15 protein-coding genes are annotated in these 21,629 nt (G+C 37.5%); 4 read left to right on the top strand and 11 right to left on the bottom strand.

The genetic code is table 11. The features are described from left to right. Positions 1-13: 13 nt before the first annotated feature. Positions 14-454 (top strand): hypothetical protein, encoded by a 441-nt coding sequence (locus tag HNP36_RS00525; RefSeq protein ID WP_184161853.1) that lies wholly within the window; start codon positions 14-16, stop codon positions 452-454. 2 nt (positions 455-456) lie between these two features. Continuing rightward, complete coding sequence (locus HNP36_RS00520) at positions 457-1,794, top strand: UDP-N-acetylmuramate--L-alanine ligase (protein WP_184161856.1); 1,338 nt, start codon at positions 457-459, stop codon at positions 1,792-1,794. A gap of 60 nt (positions 1,795-1,854) precedes the next feature. Here HNP36_RS00520 and HNP36_RS00515 read toward each other — a convergent pair whose 3' ends face one another. From HNP36_RS00515 to HNP36_RS00465, 11 genes are all read right to left on the bottom strand, one after another. Further along, a complete protein-coding gene (locus tag HNP36_RS00515) occupies positions 1,855-2,175 on the bottom strand; it encodes a helix-turn-helix domain-containing protein (protein ID WP_184161859.1) in 321 nt (106 codons plus the stop codon). Next, positions 2,156-2,617: a transposase gene (locus tag HNP36_RS00510; protein ID WP_194304115.1), complete on the bottom strand. Its 462-nt coding sequence runs from the start codon at positions 2,615-2,617 to the stop codon at positions 2,156-2,158. The genes HNP36_RS00515 and HNP36_RS00510 overlap by 20 nt, the downstream gene beginning before the upstream one ends. Before the next feature lie 140 nt (positions 2,618-2,757). Further along, on the bottom strand, positions 2,758-6,900 hold the full coding sequence (locus HNP36_RS00505) for a lamin tail domain-containing protein (RefSeq protein ID WP_184161862.1): 4,143 nt from the start codon (positions 6,898-6,900) through the stop codon (positions 2,758-2,760). A gap of 132 nt (positions 6,901-7,032) precedes the next feature. After that, positions 7,033-8,412, bottom strand: a complete 1,380-nt coding sequence (locus HNP36_RS00500) for a hypothetical protein (RefSeq protein WP_184161865.1) — start codon at positions 8,410-8,412, stop codon at positions 7,033-7,035. Between the two features lie 349 nt (positions 8,413-8,761). Then, positions 8,762-9,271: a hypothetical protein gene (locus HNP36_RS00495; RefSeq protein WP_184161868.1), complete on the bottom strand. Its 510-nt coding sequence runs from the start codon at positions 9,269-9,271 to the stop codon at positions 8,762-8,764. Between the two features lie 59 nt (positions 9,272-9,330). Beyond that, complete coding sequence (locus HNP36_RS00490; protein WP_184161871.1) at positions 9,331-13,818, bottom strand: hypothetical protein; 4,488 nt, start codon at positions 13,816-13,818, stop codon at positions 9,331-9,333. Between the two features lie 133 nt (positions 13,819-13,951). Further along, positions 13,952-14,590 carry a hypothetical protein gene (locus tag HNP36_RS00485; protein ID WP_184161875.1) on the bottom strand — a complete coding sequence of 213 codons (639 nt, stop codon included), beginning with the start codon at positions 14,588-14,590 and terminating at the stop codon, positions 13,952-13,954. A gap of 355 nt (positions 14,591-14,945) precedes the next feature. Further along, complete coding sequence (locus HNP36_RS00480) at positions 14,946-15,953, bottom strand: helix-turn-helix transcriptional regulator (RefSeq protein WP_184161879.1); 1,008 nt, start codon at positions 15,951-15,953, stop codon at positions 14,946-14,948. Positions 15,954-16,381: 428 nt separating this feature from the next. After that, positions 16,382-17,440 carry an NAD(P)H-dependent flavin oxidoreductase gene (locus tag HNP36_RS00475; RefSeq protein WP_184161883.1) on the bottom strand — a complete coding sequence of 353 codons (1,059 nt, stop codon included), beginning with the start codon at positions 17,438-17,440 and terminating at the stop codon, positions 16,382-16,384. A gap of 36 nt (positions 17,441-17,476) precedes the next feature. Continuing rightward, positions 17,477-18,178, bottom strand: a complete 702-nt coding sequence (locus tag HNP36_RS00470; RefSeq protein ID WP_184161887.1) for a DNA alkylation repair protein — start codon at positions 18,176-18,178, stop codon at positions 17,477-17,479. A gap of 92 nt (positions 18,179-18,270) precedes the next feature. Next, entirely contained in the window at positions 18,271-19,146 is an 876-nt protein-coding gene (locus HNP36_RS00465; protein ID WP_184161890.1) for an aldo/keto reductase, read from the bottom strand. Positions 19,147-19,453: 307 nt separating this feature from the next. On the opposite strand from HNP36_RS00465, the gene HNP36_RS00460 reads away from it, so the two are divergent. Beyond that, positions 19,454-19,888: a GNAT family N-acetyltransferase gene (locus HNP36_RS00460; RefSeq protein WP_184161894.1), complete on the top strand. Its 435-nt coding sequence runs from the start codon at positions 19,454-19,456 to the stop codon at positions 19,886-19,888. A gap of 277 nt (positions 19,889-20,165) precedes the next feature. Next, entirely contained in the window at positions 20,166-21,617 is a 1,452-nt protein-coding gene (locus HNP36_RS00455) for a tetratricopeptide repeat protein (protein ID WP_184161897.1), read from the top strand. The last annotated feature ends 12 nt before the right edge of the window (positions 21,618-21,629 follow it).

The raw sequence follows: 21,629 nt of genomic DNA, 5'->3' as shown, positions 1-21,629 counted from the left end.
TAAGTAGAAAATTATGAACAAAATATTAGGGATCTTATTCACGATCATAGTATTAGTTTCGTGCAACAGCCAGAAAGTATATTCAGATTTTGATATAAGTTATTCCAAAAGCGGAGGTTATGCTCCCAGATATGAAAATGTACTCATCAAGGGTAATAATGTTCATTATTCCCTGGAGGAAGGCGGGAAAAAATACAAACAGGATTTTAAAATTTCTGATGAAGATCTAAAAAAACTGGATCAGACACTTTCCCAGAACAATTTCAGAAGAATACAGGAAGATCACAAAAAACTGTATGATAATGTGACCACTTCCATCAATGTAAAAAAAGGCCCGAATGAAGGCAACAAGTCAGATGCCAGCATGATGATGCCAAACTTTACAACAAACTGGAACAATATTCTGAATGCTTTTCAGGATATTATTAATAACAATGTAAAAAACAGTAAATAAAGTTGAAAACCCACTTCATTGCTATTGGCGGAAGCGCCATGCATAATCTTGCTATTGCGTTAAAAGACAAAGGATATCAGGTAACAGGTTCGGATGATGCTATTTTTGAACCTTCAAAATCCAGGCTGGAAAAGAAAGGAATTCTGCCTCAGGAAATGGGCTGGTTCCCGGAAAAAATAACTCCGGATATTGATGCTGTTATTCTTGGAATGCATGCTCATCAGGATAACCCTGAACTGGCAAAAGCAAAAGAGCTGGGTTTAAAAATTTATTCATATCCTGAGTTCCTTTACGAACAGTCTAAAAACAAGACAAGAGTGGTAATTGCCGGTTCACACGGAAAAACAACAATCACTTCAATGATTCTTCATGTACTGAACTTCCACCAAAAAGACGTGGATTTTATGGTAGGGGCACAACTTGAAGGTTTTGACTGTATGGTAAAACTAACGCAGGAAAATGATTTTATGGTACTGGAAGGTGATGAATACCTTTCCTCTCCTATCGATCTGCGTTCAAAGTTTCTTCTGTATCAGCCGAATATTGCTTTGATGAGTGGTATTGCGTGGGACCATATTAATGTATTCAAAACATTTGATGATTATATAGATCAGTTCAGAAAATTTGTTGCAAGTATTACTCCGGGCGGCGTTCTGGTATACAATGAAGAGGATGCAGAAGTGGTAAAAGTGGTGGAAGCTGCTGAAAATTATTTCAGGAAAATTCCTTACAAAACCCCTGAATATGAAATCAGCAATGGAAAAGTATACCTGAAAACTGAAATGGGCGATGTTCCTCTTTCCGTTTTCGGTTCCCACAATTTGCTGAATATGGAAGGAGCAAGACATATCTGCCGGCAGCTGGGGATCATGGATGAAGATTTCTACGAAGCCATTATGAGCTTCAAAGGTGCTTCAAAGCGTCTTGAAAAAGTAGAAAGAGAAGACCAGGGAACTTTATACAAAGATTTTGCCCATGCACCAAGCAAGGTAAAGGCTACAGTAAAAGCTTTCTGCGAGCAGTTTAAAAAAGAAAAAAAATACGGATTCCTGGAGCTTCATACTTATTCAAGCTTAAACCCTGTTTTCCTTGAACAGTACGATCACGCTATGGACGGTTTGGATGAAGCCATTGTTTTCTATTCTGAAGATGCTTTAAAAATCAAAAGAATGGAACCGATTTCTCCGGAATTTATTAAAGAGAAGTTTAAGAATGACAGATTGAGGGTATTTACAAATGCTGAAGATCTTCATGCATACTGGCAAACTTTAGACAAAACAAACGGTGTTTTCCTCATGATGAGCTCCGGCAACTTCGGTGGCCTTGACCTGACGAAATAAAGAATAACAAGTAATTAAAAAGCCTTTCAGCTATTGAAAGGCTTTATTAATTTAAATAGACTATTTGGCAAATGTTTTCCTCCATTTGGCAATTGTATTTCTGCTGAATTTGAAAAGGCTAGCCATCTCTCGATTATTAAGCCTGTTAGATACCTGATATTCTAAAACTCTTTTAATACTCTCTTCATCATAAGAACGTAATCTTTGGTTTAAAAAATTTATTTCTTTGTCCTGCCGATTAAAAATTATATTATTGATCTTAATAATTTCAAGTGAGTTTTTTATTTCTCTTGTAAGCAAAGGAGCAAATTCCTCTTTTTTTTCGGGAAATTTTCTTTCAATTAAATCAGTATAAATCTTATTATAATTGGGACAATTCATTTTTTATTTTTTTAACAGTTCTATCCGGTTGTTTGGCAATCCATTTATATAAAGTGGTTTTGGGAATTTTATATTCATCAATAATCTGCTGCTTCGTTTTCTCCTTACCATTGACTAATTCCAAAATAAAATCTATAATCTCTTTGGTGTAAATATGCTTTCTAAATACGGGCATATTACTTACTTCTTTCTTTAAAGCGGTTCCTACAGGTGGAGCATATAATATTAAATGCTGAGAATATAGTCTGAAAAAATCATATTTCAGAAGCTTACTCCATCTTAAAAGAATATCAGAATCAAGGTTTTCAGTCTGAAACATATTGACTATTTCATCTTCGGATAATTTCAGAAAATTACAGATACGGGACATCTCTATTTGATTTTCCGTTACTTTTTGTTGTATCAGATTTCCTATATGGATGTTTTTAAAATTAATGGCCATAATTAGTGATTTTTAAGGTGAATTCTATTCATATATAAATGAGGTCCGGTCTTTAGAAAAATAAAAAATAAGCCCCCTATGAGGATTCTCTCCCATCATTTGTGTGTATGCTTTGATCAGGGGGCCTGTTTTAAATTTGATTATTCTTTAATTACTTTATACGTTTTTGTTTCTTTCTGTCCGGAGATACTGATCAGGTAAATTCCTTTATTCCAGTATGAAACATGTAGGGTATTATTGCCTTCGTTCAGCGATTTTGTTTCAATCATCTGTCCGCCGGTATTGTAAATTGTGATTACAGATTTCTCCTTCAGATCAATATGTAAGACATCTTTTACAGGGTTTGGATACACCCTTATGCTTGCCAAAGTAACCGCTTCTGTCTTATCAACAGGTTTTGAAGAGCCTTTCTTGGCATTTGAAGAGGTTAAAGATTTTGATTCCCAGCTTCCCGGAAGTGTATTATCCAGATCCGGAGCAATAAGTTTCAGATAGTATCCCTGTCCGTTTGCCTCAGCCGGCCATGGTGCAGCACTGCTGTAAGAAACATAGTCTATTGTATTTCCTGATACATCCTTAAAGGTCATTGGTTCACCAGAATTACTAAGACTTCCGCTGGTCCACTGGTATTTGGCATACTGGTCAAATCCTGAGATTAACGACAGGTTTTTCGCCAGCATAATAGTCTGATTTTGACCGATTACCGTTCCCTGAGGGAATGTATAGTTTACCGCATCAGAGATGGTATAACCGGAAACATCCAGATCAGCATTACCTGGATTTGATATTAATACGAATTCGGCATCTCCATTAGTAAGCGGTTTATAGTTAATTCCTGCAATCACAAATTTACCAAGTTCCGGAGCTTCCACTTTTACTGCTTTGGATGAAATAGGTCCCCAGTTATTGGTAGTAAATGGACGTACCGCAATACTGTAGTTTCCTGCAGGCAGTGTAAATGTTCCGTTATATAGATGAGCATCAGAAGAAACCACTCCGTCATTGCCCATCGGGTCTTTCCCGTTCAGCGTATAATAAAGCTGTGTTCCTGAATTCGGATTATCAATCTGAATATTGTCTGTTTCCGTAATAACATCTGCAGCAAGAATATTGGTAGCAGACAGTGTGTGCGCCATATTATATTCCAGCCATTTTTTTAGGGTAAATCCTACTCTTTCCGGCACCTGCGCCAAAATACGGGGATAATCAACGGTTTTCCACTGCTGGTAAACATTACCCGTGTAGCCCATATAGGCGGCATCAAGTTTATACACTCTGTCTAGCTCAGCCATCGTTTCAGTCATTTTATTCTGTACATGTGCTACAGATAAAGGAGCTCCGTCTGTTCCTGAGAAACTGCCGGAAGCTGGACCTATATATTTCAATACAGCATCTTTAACCAGAGTCTTGAACTCTAAATTTCCTGTGGAAGCATTCGTATTTGAACCCATAAACTGTCCAAAAAGTGCACCCGGACCATTTCTGCTGGCAGTCAACTGCCATTTGTACTTATAATTTCCGCCACCGCCGGCAAATCCTAACGGATTCAGCGTTACGTTGGATGATGAAGCTGTAAGTCCTCCAAAGAATGATCCGTCCGTATCATTGATCATAAATTTGGCTTTCATTACATCAGCATCTGTATTATGGGTGATAGCCACCGCTTCGTTTTCGGTATCGGTAAACATAAACATGATCTGGAACTTGATCAGATCATCTACATCTACCAGGTTTTTGAACTGCTGGAAATTTCTGGCTGTAGCAGTACTTCTGATGGTATTCCAAACCGCAGTATCACCGTCTCCGGCTTCTACAATTCCGTTGGTGAAATACCCGTCCTGAAGATTTACTTTTGTGTAGTTATCATCATTATCTCCAAATACTTCTTCAAGGTTATTGGGATTAAAGTCATTACGCATTGTTTTCAGGCCGCGGTATTTACCGTTAATAAAGAGGTTAACATAACGGGTTTCCAATGCATATTTCCCCATTTCTTTCTGCAGATTCATCGAAATTTTTTCGCTGTAACGCATAAATCCAAGGTTGTATACATTTCTTGTTGCGTTATCCTGCCCCTGTTTCAATTCGATGGTCTGAATTTTTTCAGGCATTTCGAAAGCATCTCCCGGGTAGGCATCAAAGAAAGGATAATTAGCCTTCTTCACACCTGCATCGGCATTGAACTTAAACTTAAGGTTCGGATTGTAAAAAGCTACACTTTCCTGCCCGAATTTTCTTGTCATTGAATTGCTGAAGAAATTGGCTCTTCCGCTGTACACATTATTATCAATGTATTCTACTGATCCCTGTGCCCATACAGTATTGCTGGGTTCAGCATTTGTAGAGACAGAAACTACCGGTATTTCTGCAATAGCCTGAGCATATTCATCTGCCGTAATATTAGATTTATACAGCCATTGGTTATATCCTCCGCTTGTATTTTCATTGGCATAGTTATTTTTCAGAACATAAGTCTGTGCTATGGTCTCCGAATTACCGGCCGCGTTATATGCATATACTTTAACAACGGATGTCTTGTCTATAGTAATGGGCCCGGAATACACAGTTCCCACCGTTTCTGACGGATATTTCCCATCAAGTGTATATTTAATGGTTGTACCGGCCGGTGCAGAAATTGTCAGATCAAATCCTGACGGATAGATTCCTCTTTCTTTACTGAATGCAAGATCTAATTTTTGTTTTCCTTCTGCATTAGATACTTTATAGGTAGGTGTAATAAAATTGGTTAGGCTTCCTGTACCATTCGGCAGCCTTCCTACAGATTGGTTAAAAGGTACATTTCCGTAAGTCAGTTCATTCTGGGAAACAATATTTCCTGCTTCTTTTCTGGAAAGATAAATGGTAGCTCCGGAATTTTTCAGGTCAAAATTTAAATGCTGATTTCCTTTTTCAGTTTTTTTATCCGCCTGAAAAACAGCAAATCCATGAGCGGGAATAAAGATATTTTTAAGCTCGTGTAATGTTCTGTCTGTACTTTTGTTGGATAGATAGATTCCTCCTTTTATATGCAGGTTGTCGTCACTGTTATTGTATAATTCTATCCAGTCTTCATCTTGTGCTACAGTACCCTGAGAAGAAATCTCATTAATATAAAGCTGGTTCATTAAAGCCGGATCAGTTACTGCTCCGTCAATAGATGCTCCCTGCCCGTTGTTCTGATATTCTACTACCAACCTTGGACGGTAGTTGACACCGCCTTCGAAAGAACGTACTGCCATACTGTTATTTGTTCCTGTCCCTTTAAACTGAAAAGCAAGGCTATTGCCAGACTGCCATCCGCTCAGGCGGTTTTCTTCTATAATATTTTTGAGGTTGGGTGTGCGGTTTTTGGTAAAGTCAGCAGTCCATGCCGCAGTCTGCCAGTTTACTTTATTTACTGAACGTTCTCTTAAAGTTATATTTTTTGCCGCAGTACTGTAGATATCCGGGTTCCCAATTTCGGAATAGATATCGGCATTTCCTGCCGGGCTTGCCCCATAGGTATAAAATTCGATATAAGCATCTGTGATTTGTGCATCTGCCGGAATCTGAACATTCTGAAAACGGACTGCATTATCTTTGGAATCAGCTCTTCCTCCGATTTGGAGATAAGCACTTCCTAATGTCATCACACCAGATGTACTTTCGCGTCCGTCATCATTAGCTGATGCAACTACTGATGCTGTAGATCCCTGCATAGACCAGTAATCTATAACCAGCTTTGGTCTGTAGGCAGCATCTGAGAAAGATTTTACAGTAAAGGCACCCTGCTCATTTCCCTGCAGGCGGAATGCAAGATCAGCATTGCTGATCCCGTTAGGGAACATTTCCTGAATAACGTTTTTCAAATCCGGTGACTGGTATTTTTGGTTCAGTACACAGCCGGCGGTTATCCATTCTGCAAAAGAGGTGCTGTAATTTCTTGACTTTATGTTCTGTCCGGTTGTCGCCGCAGTAGATGCAGGATATGCCAGAGAGCCTCCTATTTCCCCGGTAATTTTTATAACAGTCGGAGTACTGCTTGCCTCATCACCATAGAATACAAGGTAGGCATTATTGATAACCGCATCTGAGGGCAATGTAATACCTTCAAATCTTAAATAGGTTTCCTGAGAAACAGTTCCGTCTCTCCCTGCAAGCTCCAGGTCAGAACTTGCAATATCAGCTGTATTATTTGCTCTTATTTCTACATCATTATTCTGCGTAGAAACTTCCATCTGGAAAAGGTTCTGGGCAGAGATAGCAAATGGCAAGAATAATACCGGTATTAAAATCTTTTTCATTGTTTTAGTTTATAATTAATTCATTCCTTAGTGTGTGCTCTATTGGATTTAGTTCTATAATCCTTTAGAAAATATTTGTAAACAGGGAAAAAGTACTATTCTACCTTTCCCTGTTTTAGTTGTAATAAAATTTTATTTTACTGGTGCATTTTTAAGGGACCATGCGAAAATATCAACCAGATAATTCCCAAAGTTGTTTCTTTGTGCGGCTGTTCCATTGCTGCTTCCCTCTCCGAATTTATCTCCGAAAATAAATACTCCGTTTGTAGTATCTCCGAACATTACGGTACCCCCTGCACTGCTTCCTGCTGTAAGCTCTGCTATTTCTACTCCTGCATTGGAGCTGATAAGCCCTGCATTAGAAGAACTCCATCCAAAGGTATATCCCGACGGGTTAAAAGGTGTAGGTATGGCTGTGTTATTAAAGACTTCCGGCAGTACGGTGTAGCCAGTAGCGGAACTTGCCTGGGCATCTCCATTTTCTATATAATATCCCATTGCCTGGGCAATGCCTCCTTCTTCATCTTTGTCTCCTGTTATCATTACTATTCCCTGTTTCGCAGCAACCCAGTCTTTTAATAAGTTTCCATAAGCTGTCCCCTGGCTTGCAGTCCATTCTCTTGCACCTACCCAAACAATAGATGCTCTTTTCAACAGGTTATTGAATCTGGTTATATCTCCTGCATTACCGGCCGGTACATTAATAAGGGAAACCGCCGCAGTTCCTGCATAGGTTTTTGCTGCCAATGCTGTAGAATATGCACCGCCGTTCAGCCAGGATCCCACGGTAGTGTAAACGCCTGTATTTGTTCCGGGACCTAAAAGATTAGATCCATTCTGGTCTCCCTGCAGATTAAGAATAATCATTGTAGAAGAAGCTCTGCTAATAAATTTTAATGAAATATTACTGCATGTAATTCCTGCTGCTCCAGCAGCGTTGGTGGGTGCAATGGTTACAGAACCTGTAGCGGTAGTAGATGCCACTGTTGGTGTACCTGAGGAAGGGTATAAGTATACGTTCTGGGCTCCCAAATTAACGAATGTCCCTTCTGCCTTGAAGGTCACTCCATTAATAAGACCAGAGTAGCTGTAGGTTCCTAAAGCGGTAACGTTTACCGGAACCACAATTCTCACGGTTTGGTTCCCGCCTACCAGCAGATCCGAGTTATAAACGCCTTCTACTTTAACAGCCGCACAATTGGTAAAATCCACACTTGCGGGTTTCTGCCCGCATGATTCTGCCCAGGCACCTGTTGAGGTCTGTGCATTCCAGTTCCATATGTTATAACAGTTGGAGGTAACGTTATAGATGGTTAATCCGTTTTCAGTGGCAGCGGGATTAATATTCGCTCTTTCCCCTGTTGTATAACGCGGTACAATGACACCGCTATATCTGTCCGGTGCGGATGTACTTGCAGGATCATTTCTTTCGGATACATGCAGGCCTGATTTGGAATTAGGATTTCCCGTATTGATACCTACCTGTCCAAAAACAGCAACTGAAAATAACATAGATGTTATTAATAAAGCTTTTTTCATCATTTAAATTTTAACTGTGTTTTTTGTTAATATCTTAGGCTGTTTTAAGGAAAACAGTATTTAATATTAATTGTGCAAAATTATTGCAATTGTCTTTTTTTCGCACAAAAAATACCCCCTCATAAACACTCGCGAGGATATAAACTTGTCTGTCAAAATCAATTGAATATGAGTCACTTACTACACTAACCCAATATTCATTTAAGGATTTTAACAGGAGAAATGACATCAGGTGTTTTTTTATTATGAAATATAAGGGGTTAAAAAAATTACCGCTTACTTTCGTAAGCGGCAATTAAAATAGAATAGTTAAATTTCATTTTTACTTCCAATAACTCCAGACATTGCCATCAAAAACAGCTAAAGAGTTACTTACGGTATCATAACAGATCATTCCGGGATATGGAGAACCTACAGCAGTATGCGGGTTTCCAATTTTTGGAAGAATCAATGCTTTGTTATCACTTTCCAGCACTAAAGCTCCTTTGGGTGCTGTGTCTTTATTCCCAATAATAACTCCGGCAGAAGCAACTTCTGAAGAGCTGTTATTATAAAGCCCTGTAATATTTCCCGCATCTGTAAGTCCTACCCAGCTGCCGTTTTGGTAAACTTCAATTTTCTTTGTGTTTGCATTGAAAATAAAAGTTCCGTTAACAGGAGCCGAAGGGACTGTACTTACAGAAGGCAGAATAATTCCTTTTGCATTTGATGCCGAGTCATCAAACTCTAATAAAACACTATTGTTTGTTATAGTGCTTTTTCCTATTGCCACCTGACCTAAAGCCAAGCCCGAAAAAGAAAGAAAGCCTATATATAAAAATAATTTTTTCATGTTAATAAAAATTTTGATTAATCTCTGCCTGTCATAAACAGACAGAGATATAAATAGCATTATTGGTTACACTTTCTCTCTATACACTTCCAGGCAGTACCATTGTATAAACTGATACAGTTTGCATCACTGGTTGTATCGTAAATAATCATACCTGCAACCGGCTGTGCAATAGAAGCTCTTGTAGTTCTTGTAATGATGAATCCTTTTTCTTTAGATTCTATTACAATCTGTCCATTTTTAACGCCGTTCATCCAAGCCTGAACATCTTGTGTTTTAAGCGTTGATATACCTACAGAAGATTTCACACCTGCTGCAGTAGAAGGGTTTTGAGTACAGTAAGCACAGAACGGTACATTAAGTTCATCATTATTATCGCTAATAACCAGAGGCTGACAGTCTGATTCTCCTGAAGTCGACAGGTCATAAGCTATAGATAAAACGTCTGGCACCGGTATTAATGAGGCAACAATAGGAGCTTTTAACTTAAATGTAATCGTGCTGACACCTGCCGGCAGATTAAATCCGTCAACAGAAATATCACCTGCTGTAGTCTCTAAAGAGGCGGCCGGGAAATCATTATTGTTGATTTTTAATGAATTCGCTACCAATGTAAAGGTATCAGTGTAGTTAAAATCTACTACTGCATCTGAAACAGCAGAAGCATTTTGGTTGTCTACTGTTAAGGTAACTGTAATTACTCCTTCAGAATCGTAACACGATTTGTCTGTAACATAAGAATTGACAACAATAGGTTTTGGTCTGTTTGGAGTAGGCAGGGCATTTACTGTGGTTACTGCACAGCCTGCCGCATATGTGTCACAACTTTGAAGTGTTTTGTTTACACCAAGGCTTACATAGCTGATGGAAGCATGTCCTGTATCATATAATCCTGCTGCTGCCGTATCTTCAAAATACGCTTTTCCTCTGATTGTAACATATCCTGATCCAGGAACAGTTATACCTGTAAGGCTGATTGTATTTCCGTTAGCATATAACGGCGCTGCATCTACAGCTGCATCATTATTCTGATCTGCTGAAAGGCTGTTTCCTAACCATTTCATTCCTGCAGGCAGTACATCTGTAAAATTAACTGTTTTTACTGCACAGTTTGTGTTGTAAACTTTATAAGCAAAGTTCACTTCGTTACATAACAGTACATCAGTATCTGCTTCTTTGGTAAATATTAAACCGTCTTCATTTGCCGGAGGGAGAGCTTTAGGACAAGACAGCTTCATGGCTCCTATACCAATTCTCATATTTCCGCTTCCGGAAGTACTTCCGGTTCCATAATGTACAATGTATATTTCTTCTACAGCCTGATCAAATTCTACCTGCATTCTTCCTCTTGTGCTTGTATAAGAAGAAGACATTGGTTTTGCAACAGATTTTCCGTCAGCAAGGATAGTATAAGAAGATCTTGCTGCAGTTCTTGTATAACTTAGCTTAGGATAAACTTTTCCTCCGCTGCACATACCGTACACTTCTACATTATCCAGTCTTCCTGTTCTTCTGCTGATTTCAAAAATTTCAAATTTTGCATTGGCAGATTTTGAGAAGGTAACTTTTGTGGTCATCTTCTTGGTAATATCTCCTCTTCTATATTCTCTCAATGATCTATAGTCGGAAGCTCTTGGATAGTTGGTCCTCATAGTGGCAGGAGATTCAATGGTTACATTTACGTTAGCTGTAAATCCGTCACCTAAATCATAAGATTTGGTCATTGCTCCTCTTGTCCATGTATTGAACTCTAATTTTTTAACTCCGCTGAATGTACAGGCTTCGCACGCTCCAGGCAGCTGTTTTGCTGCAAATGAAATATACGTTTTCTTATCGTTAAAATTATAATTCGCCTGGTGTCCTCCATTGGAGAATGTCATTGGAATAGCTTCATCCCAGTTATTCGCTGCAAATTTAGCTTCACTGTCTGCTACCAGCATATACACCTGCCAGTTGGCACCGCTGTACGGGAAGTCCCCGCCTGCTGCTCTTACCAAAACACTCTGGTTAAAGTTTGTATTATCCACTAACCAGATTCTGCCATTAATTTTGCTGTCAAATGCACCGCATATCGCTGTATTTCCGGCTAATGAAAGTGTTGTAACCGGCTGTGCATTATGTCCCCATGTAAGGGCAGACTTATCATTAATAATATCCGTAAGCTGGGCATTACATCCTAATGATGTACCTACTCCCATATGCAGGATTGCTCCTAAATCGGTAGATTTAGCCTGTCTGTTGTATAAATCTGCCACATCGTCTCTTACTACAGAGGCTACATTGTGGTGATAATTATTATACGCACTGTTAGAAGTTCCCGGCCAAACGATTGTTCCGTCTGACAAAACGAAATCAAAGTTAACTGTATTGGATGTTTTGTTTCTGTCTGTGGTAATTCCGTATTTTAATCCCAGGTAAGAATCTATTTTATAACGGTCTGCATCTGAAAGATCTCCTTCGTAAGCAATATGCTCTCCTATAACCCCTATTAGGTTTCTTGAATCGGATGATCCTCCATAACCAAGAGTACCAGGTCCGTTCATTCTTGATCCTCGTCCGGCACTGGTTTCGTTAAGCTGTTCCATATAGCTGTCTGCATATAACCGGAAATAGGTATTTTTCTTCATGGTATGCGCCATAGCTGTTGTAGCTCCACCATTAAATAATATGGCGGTACCGTCTACAGCTCCTGCTCCGCCGCTGTCATATATTCTGGCTCTTCCCTGCAGGTTAGTAGCACCTTCTCTTACCCCTAATGCAGGGTATAGGCTTCGGGTTAATGATCCGTAAGATGTAAAATAGATACGGTTTGAAGTATTGAAGTTAGCATTAAGTGCTGTAAAAATGGTATAATCATCCGGGGCAGCAACACTAAAAGGACCTTTACGTGTCGATAAATACTGCGCTGACTGACGGAAATATACTGACGGGTGGAAGTTCATCTTCTCATCACAGCTCATATATAACGGAGCTGTGGAATTCGAAGTAATCTTAGAAAACGTAGTTCCGTATCCTGCATGGTCTACCCAGTTAATTACTTCTCCTGCACCGTTTAATGTAATGGTACTTTCTTTAGAAGCATTCAGCCACATTTTCAACCCGTTTGCAACTCCAGCAGGTGCTTTAATAAATGATGTAAAGCCTACGTAATCTCCATTGTTGATTACTACGTTATTTACGTTTCCTCCGGTAATCTTGTAGATTCTTGTGTTAGCCGGAGCAAAAGTAGGATCGCTGCTTACTAAAAGCCATTCTCCCTGGCCGGGTTTCATATTTACCGTGAAAGAAGACTGTCCTGTAGTCTGGGCTCTTAATTTATAATTGAAAATAATTGACAATCTTTCTGATGTGATAGCCCCTGTAACCGGATCTGTATTCGACTGTAATGTATAGTTTTGAAACGCAGTCCCAACATCATGAGAATAAGAAGCATTTCCTGACAGGCCATTAGCACCAAACATAAGTGCATTTTTATCTGTCATAGTTTCTGTATTTTCAGCATTGGTTTCTGCTATTGTGCTTCCCAAATAAACGGTCAGTACAGGGTTGTCTGTACTTGCAGACTGCTTTTGGTATAAACCGCTGGCATTATCTCTGGCAATACCGAAAATATCCTTATTATAAGCCGTATATCCTGCATTGGCACTATTATAAATGGATGTACCGTCAGAAAGAATATAATCTGTCTGTGATGCATTTAATGTGATACCATATTTAACGGCAAGATGTGTGTTTATTTTTTTTAACTCATCAGCAGTAAGTGTATTTCCTGTACCAGTTTTTGACATTACTATAATCTCCATAACTTCTCCAAAGAAATAACGATCAGAGCCTGTATCTGTTGCCGAAGTACCTATTACACTAGGAAACGTTCCTGTTCCTAATGTTCTTCCCGGCATAGATGTTGAGCTTGCTAAAGCATTAAGATATTGTTGTTGGGCAGTTCCGCTATTATTTGGTAATACAGCAATCCCAATTCCATAATTCCGCTCTGCTGTACTATTATGAGTATATGCAGTAGCTCTTGTTCTATGCCATAATCTTCCGTTGCTGCCATTCCATCCATATTGATTTCCATTGGTGGTTCCTGAACTTGTATCTCCATTAAGACCAAATACTGTAGCTTCCGAAGCCGAGTTCCCCTGATCCAATTTAGAAATCCAAATCACAAAATAAGATCTGCCTGTATTCGGCACTAATGAATTAGCATTTGCTATAAGTTTTCTTCTTCTATTATTGGCGTCACTTGGTCCTCCATCATCTGAGTCCTGAAAATAAAAATCTACTGCTGAGTGAAAATTCATAGCAGATTTATTAAACTTTGGAAAAAATGGATTTGCTTCTCCGTTACTAAAGTTTCTTCCATTTCCTGATAGATCTTGCCAAGCAGTAATATCTGAACCATCGGCAGGCAAACTTGCTTGTACCTGATCTGCGCTCAACCAGTACTCAATTGTGGTTCCTGCAACTCCCCCCGGAGTCTGGGCGTATATCATACTGCTGAAAAAGCAGAATATACACCAAATTAATATGTTTGTTTTTCTCATCTAATTGTATAAAATTTAATAACTTAAAGAATCCGCCTGATCTATTCCATAGAAACAGAACGACATTATACATTTATAATAAAGCGGATAATAAGATGCAATACAGGATATTTTTTCACTGTATTACAAATATTTATATGGCATTACAGGGAGGAGGCCTTACGGTATGATTATTAATTAAGACCTTATAAATCAATAAGGATAAATATTTTTTTTCAAATGATGGATCTAATGAAAAATTCCTGAATCTGTTAAAATAAGGTGCAGAAAGCACTGCTATTTTTATATTCAAATTACCGGCAGGAATCACCGCAGAATTATTAAAATGGCTGCCTGTAGTGAAATATTCGCTGGATTTTGGCTGGAAAATATTTCTGATTACCGGAGAAGTTTTATGTACAGTGGAAACCTGCGAAGAGGAATTCATTTTATCTCCAGTCAGCTTCCTGACACTCTTATCAGAGCTTCTTTTTTTAGCGGCTTTGTCTGAAAGTTTGGTGTTTTTTTGTTTTATTATATATTTGGAAGAACTGATGTTTTCTAATCCTGAAATCTCTGTTTTATCTGCAATGAAAATAACAGCTTCTGTTTGTGAATCCTGTTCTATATGAATTACAGTTCCTTTATGGCTATGCAGGAAATTCTTATTATGGATAAATGTCTGTGACGGGAATGACGTGAAACAAAAAAATAAATAACAAAACCCCAGAGACCTTCTGATAATCAGAAAGTATCCCGGATGAAAAGTTTTGATTATTTGTTTTTTTACCATTGATAGATATATGGGGTCTTTCAAAAAAATATTCAGGGTATTATTTTGAATGAAAGGTGTCTATTATTTAAAAGAATTGAACTTTACAGAAGTCCGGATGCTGTTTTCAGCATCAGAAAGCAGAATACAAACCTACCTTGGCAAGCTCCTATCCTATAGTTCTGTAATAAAAATGTAATTAGTTAATAACAAGTACGTTATTGCAACGAAGTTTCATCATATGTCAGTGTGTTTTAAAGTAGATACAAAAATCTCCTTTAATCCATTCTTTTTCCAAAAAAAAGAACTCTCATAAACACTCGCAAGGGTAAAAACTCACATAAGTGAGCCTAAATGAGTACACAAGGCATTTTATTTAAATCCTTAATATCCACTGAGTTATTTCTACATCAGAAGGAATATTCAGTTTTTTTCTTAATCTGTATTTTTTGCTTTCTACGGATTTTATTGTGGTATTGGTATAGGTGGCTATCTGCTTGGTATCTAAATTCAGCCTCATCATTGCACACAACCGCTGATCAGATAAAATAAGCTTTGTCTCGGCATCCAGTCTGGAAAAAAAATCAGGAAAGAAGAACTGAAATTTATCTAAAAAGAAAGGGTCATCCTTTTGGGCAAGCTTCATAATCTCATCAATATTGTCTTCTGTGAGATTGTTTACTATAAACTGGTTCTTCAGCAGCCGTTCGTTTTCTGTCTGTAATGTTTTAATTGTATTAATATTATATTCATTTTCAGACCGAAGCATGGAAACAATCAACCTTTTCCTTTCTATAAAATAATAATCCACAACAAAAACCAATATGCTGAAAGTTACATTCAGGAGCATTAGTTTTTTTTCATATTTCTCAGCAACGATCAAGGAATTCTTATCAACTAACTGAAAATCATATATTACTGTGATATACAGAAGCACAAGAACGAAACAAGCGATAGAATAAATGATTTTTTTTTCTGTTTTGATCTCAAAAAAAAAGGGCAGCGCTGATATTAGCGAAAAATAGAACAAAAAGACACCGCTTTCCTGTCCGCAGAGCGAAGAATAATAGGTAATAACCAGACACAGAAAGATAAAAGTACAGATAATTACCTTTTTATTTTTTCTATATTCTTTTAACAGCATTGATCCTATCCAGAAAAAAGAGATGCATCCCAAAAAAATACTATCCGGTGTTATTCCTAAAAATACAATAATAGAAATACTGTGAAAGAAAAAAATAATGAAAAGCAGTACCAAATATTGATTAATCAGTACTGTGAAGTTCTTTTCAGATTCGTTCGTATTTTCATTGATCCCCCATGAAGAAATAAATCCTGATAATTGTAAAAATTTTGAAGAAAAAAATTTTTTTTTCAAAGCCATAGTGTAAAGTATTAATACCTACCTGTCCGGAAATTGCGTTTAGCCTCATTTGTGTATGTATTATACAATTTCTTTTCAACCAGATAGTTTAATAAAACAGCAAATTTATCCTTATTGTTCCCTGGTACCACAAAAAAAACACACTCATAAATACTCACGAGTATATAAACGTATATCAGCTTATTGGCGAGTGTGATGCACTCATGTTAAATACTTGATATATACCTTAATACTAAAACTTTTTATTGCTTCTGTTTCTCGATTTACGGTCAATTTTTATAATGACTGTACCACACAGCATTCTGGTTTGCCCGTTATCTTACATAAATGCCGGAAAAAGTAACAAGTTATTCCCCAAAATGCAGAGTCCGGGTAAAAAATAAAAAGGAAAGTTAAAATTTATGTTGAAAAAAAAATACTTTGCTTATTCAAGATTCAGTTTCAAGAATAAGATTGTTTAAAATATCAACTGTAGAAAGTTCACTGTAATGATGAATTGACTGTCCTGCCCAAATACTTACAAAATCTGTATTATATAAGGTTTTAGAAATACGTCTTAGTTCATTGGTCAGTTTATTTTGGTAAGGATAGGGTAAAATATACTCTGAATTGTCTATCGTCCGGATATATTTATTTGCAATTCCCCTGGCATAACGCCCTGAAAAGCTTCGGGTCAATACAATATCTTTTTCTGATACACTTTTAAGCTTTTCTTTTTCGAAAGGGTGCATCGCGCTTTCCTGTGATGCCAGCAGCATGCTTCCGACCTGGAATCCCTGCGCTCCAAGTTTTCCTGCAGCCTGCAAGGTTTTCGCGTTATAAATACCGCCTGCATAGATCAACGGAACATGTACATGATCATAAACCCCTGACAGCAGAGAAAAACCGCCAATCTGCGGAATATTTTCAGCTTCAAAGCTTCCCCGGTGGCCTCCAGCCTCAATTCCCTGGACACAAATTATATCAATCCCCGATTTTTCCAGGATTAATGCTTCTTCTAATGAAGTGCATGTCCCGATAAGTACTACCCCATTCTCTTTCAGCTTCCGGATACTTGTATCATCCAGATTCCCGAAAGTAAAACTTAGTATTTTACAGCCTTCTTCAATAATGACCTCTAGTTGCTCATGATAGCTGCTCACTTTTATCTCTTCAAGATCCGGCAGATTAACTTCTATATGATTTTCTCCGGCCAGCCGGGTGATAAACTGTTTAGCTTTAACAAATTTTTCTCTCAAAGCGTCTGTCAGCTCCGGAATATGATGCACAAAGATATTAACTGCAAAAGGCTTGTCCGTGAGTTTTTTAGTATTCCTGATCAGCTCAGCGCATTTATCCGCAGAGAGATCAGCTAAAGCCAATGATCCCAGACATTCCGCTTGTGCAGCAGCTGCCGTCATCTGAGGAGTGCTTACCCCAAACATCGGAGCCTGAATTACAGGATATTTTGTATTTAAAATTTTACTGATGGTATCCGGCCAAAACATATTGTATTGATTTAAAATTCATAAAAAAGGAAGCCATTATCGCTTCCTTTGTTCTTTATAATATTTCTTTTTTTCTGTATCCAATTTTTCTGTTGCATAAGAAAATGTTACTGCAGGCATAGTTTTTATATATTGGTCAAGAAAATGATACAGCCTTTCAGGATTTTTCTTTCCGGCTTCTCTCACCCAGCTTCCTACAGCCTTGTTCACCAATCCATCGGAATCATGAACCAGGATTTCGGCAATGGCAAAAGTATCATCTGTATCATTCTTTCTGATAAAAGCATGCGTACTTACTATGGCTGTTCTTCTTTCCCAGGGACTTTCAGATTTTGCCAGCTGATATAATATATTCCGTGGTTTGTCAATTAAATATTCACCGACAATATTTCTTGCTGCTCTGTCTACAAAATCCCAGTTATTCAGACGGTCATGACGAAGCATATACAAATTGAAAAGCTCTTTTTTCTTTTCTGCAGAGGTTTTTTTATTTCCTGCCTGAAAATCCATGATGCTTACCGCTCCCATTCTGATTTCATAGAAATCACTGTCCAGCAGTTTGTTCACCTCATCCAAAGGCATGGCTGAAAACTCTTTGGCAATTTTGAATACATCCCCGAATTTTACTCCGAAATGTTTAGTGATTCCATCATTCCCTTTAAAAAATTTTTCTACTTTATCAATCTCTTTTTCGTTAATGAAAGAGGAAAGCTTTTCTGTGAATTGTTCGGCAGTCATGGTTTTGAGTTTCAATTACAGCCTCACAGATTACACAAATAAACACGGATTTATTTTCCGCCCTTGATTGGTGTAAGCTATAAGGCAATTTATTAAATATCTGCTACAGATTTCAGCATTTTCTGTTCCCATTCTGGATCTTTCGGATCAAAAAACAGTCTTTTTCCTGTATCTAAAGAACGAACGGTATTCATTTCTTCTTCAGTCAGCTCGAAATCAAAAACATTAAAGTTTTCTTCAATTCTGGAAGGTGTCACGGATTTTGGGATTACACAGAAGCCTTCCTGCAGGTGCCATCTTAAAATTACCTGAGCAACTGTTTTATTATATTTTTCAGCAACAGCTTTTAACAGGGAATTGCTTAAAAGATCTGCATTTCCGTTCCCAAGCGGGCTCCAGGGCTGTGTTATGATATTATTTTCCCTGTCGTACACCTGAAGTTCTTTCTGCTGGAAAACCGGGTGAAGCTCGATCTGGTTAATCACCGGAGGAACAGTTGAATTGGCTTTCAATTCTTCCAGTTTCTCAACAGTAAAGTTACATACTCCGATAGCTTTTATTTTTCCTTCACGGTAAAGTTCTTCCAATGCTTTCCAGGCTCCCAGGAAATCTCCGAAAGGCCAGTGAAGAAGATACATATCCAGGTAATCCATCTGTAATCTGTCCAGAGTTCTCTGGAATGCACTTTTTGCTTTCTCATATCCATGATCCTGAACCCAGAGTTTTGATGTGATAAACAGTTCATCCCTGCTTACCCCGCTGTTTTTCACCCCGTCTCCTACTGCTGTTTCATTAAGGTAGATAGAAGCTGTATCAATCATCCTGTACCCGGTCTGAATAGCTTTGATTACAGCGTTTTCACACTCTTTCATATCTTCCATCTGCCATACTCCAAAGCCCAAAGCCGGAATATCCAATCCATTATTTAATGTCACTACAGGCTGTCCTGTATATGTTTTCTTTTGCATAATTCTTTAATTTAATTTTTAAAGCTTAACAAATTTGCGATAAAAAATTGGAAATCCGGCTTACCATTTTTACCGTTTTTATTTCTATTTTCCAATTATTCATATTTATTATAAGAAGAATTCGCTTCAATATGAAATTCTTTTTTAATAAGTAAAAAATAAAGTTTGAAGGCCATATGTTGTAACGGTAAGTAAGAGATTTAAATGATATAACACTCTTTGAAATTAATGATTATTTATTGCCCTTCATCTGGAATTTTAAGACTCAATCCCCGATTTTCCTTATTTTTGTAAGAAACCTTACCTAATGCCACATTCAATCAGGCCAGCCAATACGGAAGATTATCCAGGAATTATGGAGATCTGGGAATCTGCTGTAAAAGCCACCCATAATTTTCTTTCTGAAGAGGATTTCAATTATTTTAAAGAAATTATACCACGAGATTATCTGCCCAACCTGGAAGTTTACCTTATTTCAGAGAACGGAAAGGCAGCAGGTTTTGCTTCTGTAGCTGAGGGTAATCTGGAGATGCTTTTCATTCATAATGATATGCGCGGAAAAGGTTATGGCAAAAGGCTGTACGAATTTATGAAGGAGACTACAGGCCTTACCAAAGTAGATGTTAACGAACAGAATACTCAGGCTGTCGGGTTTTATGAAAAAATGGGATTTAAAAAGACTGGAAGATCGGAAAAAGACGGTTCAGGAAAAGATTATCCGCTTATCCATATGAGTCTGTAAATGGAAAATTTTGTTTTTAATAGGATCAGCTCCGGGGAGATATTCCGTATGAATTGCTGCTGCTTGCTGATGAAACTGTTGAAGCTATCAACAATCACCCATCTCCGGTTTATGAAAACGGAATACAGATGCGCGATGTGGTTATTCTTTCCCATCTCTTTTCTGAGCATTAGATAGCTATTTTACATCTGATCCATTATATTATATTTTATTTCATTTTATAAAATTCAATGGTATTATTTTATTTATATTTACTTCACAAACCAAAGGCAAAGTAATGAAATATTTAATTTTCTTCTTTCTATTCTATTCCATTACAGCTATTTCTCAACAAAAAACTACTCAGGATATTGATAATTGGCTGGAATCTACCACTATGTTGTATGCACAGGGTAAACCGGAGGAGTATATAAAAGAAAATACAGCCATTATTGAAGCATCCAGAAAAATTAATTATTCTAAAGGTATTGCTACCGGCAACGTCCGCCTTGCTATAGTCTCTTCTTTTAACAAAGAGTACAAAAAAAGTATGGCTTATCTTGATATTGCAGAAAAAGAAAAATATACGTCTACCGATTATGAATTGCAAAGCACAATTCTCAGGGAATTCGGAAATATTTACCTCAGCTTAGGTCTTTTCCAGGAAGCTATTGAGCAATATAGAAAAATGAAGGCAACCGCATTAAAAATAAAGGATGAGGATAGCCGTGTTTTTTCAGTAAGTGCTTCTCAAAACAATATGGGGGATGTTTATAATGAGTTAAAACAAATAGATTCAGCGGCTGTTTATTATATGAATGCCTATAAAAATATAAATACGTTAAAAAATAAAAATGTCAAGCTGAATGCTCTATTAAATATAGTAACTCTTAGTGTTGTCAACAGTAAATTCGCCCAATCCAAAATGGATTCCGCAACTTACTATCTGCAAAAATACGAGTCATACAATAAAGACAGCAAGAGTGAATTTAACCAATATACAGCTACCAGATTAACCGGAGAAATTAATTTTGCAAAAAAAGAATACGATATTGCTGTAGACAACTATAAAAAAGCAATGCAGCTCCCTGTAGCTAAAAAAACTCCGGATATGTTAAGGGATTTATATCGTTTACTGTATGAGACTTACAGTAAAACAGCAAAACAGGACAGTGCACAAAAATATTTAACAAAATATACGATCTTAAATGACAGTATATCCAGGGTAGAAAAATCAAATATAGCCGCTCCCATCAATAAATTAATTGAACAAAATGAAAAGCCGTTAAAATCCGAAAAAAGATCTCTGTTATACTGGAGCCTAGCCGCACTGCTGATATTATTTACGGTTCTGATTATTTTAAGATACAGACATCAAAAAGAAAAAGGAAAAATTATCAGCAATATAGTTATTAAAGAAAAGGAAACCGCTGAATTGAAGCAACAGCTGAACACGGCCTTCGATGAAGTCGTTGAACTGGCAAAAAATAATTCTCCAAGTTTTCTGGCAAGGTTTCAGGAGGTATATCCCAACATCATAAAGAAATTACTGCAGATAGATCCACAGTTAAAAACCAGTGAGCTGAAATTCTGCGCTTTACTGTTTCTTAATTTTTCTTCCAAAGATATCGCAGAATATACCTTTGTTCAGCATCAGTCTATACAGACCAGGAAGAACAGACTGAGAAAAAAGCTGAATATCCCTACTGAAGAAGATATTTATCTCTGGTTTAAAAATCTTGATAATTAGGTCTTCAGCCGG

This window comes from Chryseobacterium shigense (genome assembly GCF_014207845.1).
Classification (GTDB): domain Bacteria; phylum Bacteroidota; class Bacteroidia; order Flavobacteriales; family Weeksellaceae; genus Chryseobacterium; species Chryseobacterium shigense_A.
Note: the sequence above shows the minus strand (reverse complement) of the source record. Positions and strands in the feature narration are given on the sequence as shown.